Here is a 601-nt window from a genome sequence, read left to right on the forward strand (position 1 = left end):
TGGTCAGGCGGGATGTTGCCTGGCCGATTGTGAAGGTGCCCGGAAGTCGGCGTACGCGACGGATACTTGCGGTGTCGGGTCGCCCCACTGGTCGCGAAAGGCGTCGACGTGCATCCAGGTCGTTGCCAGCTCGATGCCGGTCTCGTGGGTAAAGCGCAGACAGTCCGTGGTGCGTTGCCAGGGGTGGCTGTCGTAGATCGAGGCGCGGGGGACGATGAAGATGCCGCGCTTGGCGACGCGGGCAGCTGCGGTGATCGCGTGGTACTCGAACTTCCGGGGCCGGTGGGTGGAGGTGTCGCAGCTGCGGGCGACGGCGCCGAACGGCGGGTTCGAGCTCGCGCGGTCGAACAGACCGAGGACTGGGGCCCGCCACGACTGAGTCTGCCGACCCGGACCACGGCGCGGGGCGTTGGTCACCACTCTCACCCCGGGCCGGGGTGTCGGCGGTTTCGCCTTGGGCGGGGACGCGGCGGGGGGCCCGCCCCCAGGCGGGGGCGGGGGCCCGGCCCGCACGGGGCGCGGGGGGGCGGGGGGGGGGGGAGGGGGGGGGTTGTGGCCGACCCCCCACTGGGGCGGGCCCGCGCCGATGTTGGGGGGGGTG

At 74.0% G+C, this 601-nt stretch carries 1 protein-coding gene; it reads right to left on the reverse strand.

The features are described 5' to 3' along the window. Positions 1–3: 3 nt before the first annotated feature. On the reverse strand, positions 4–417 hold the full coding sequence (locus tag ACWFR4_RS48965) for a hypothetical protein (protein ID WP_453658479.1): 414 nt from the start codon (positions 415–417) through the stop codon (positions 4–6). Positions 418–601 lie beyond the last annotated feature (184 nt).

Source organism: Streptomyces sp. NPDC055140, from assembly GCF_053607285.1.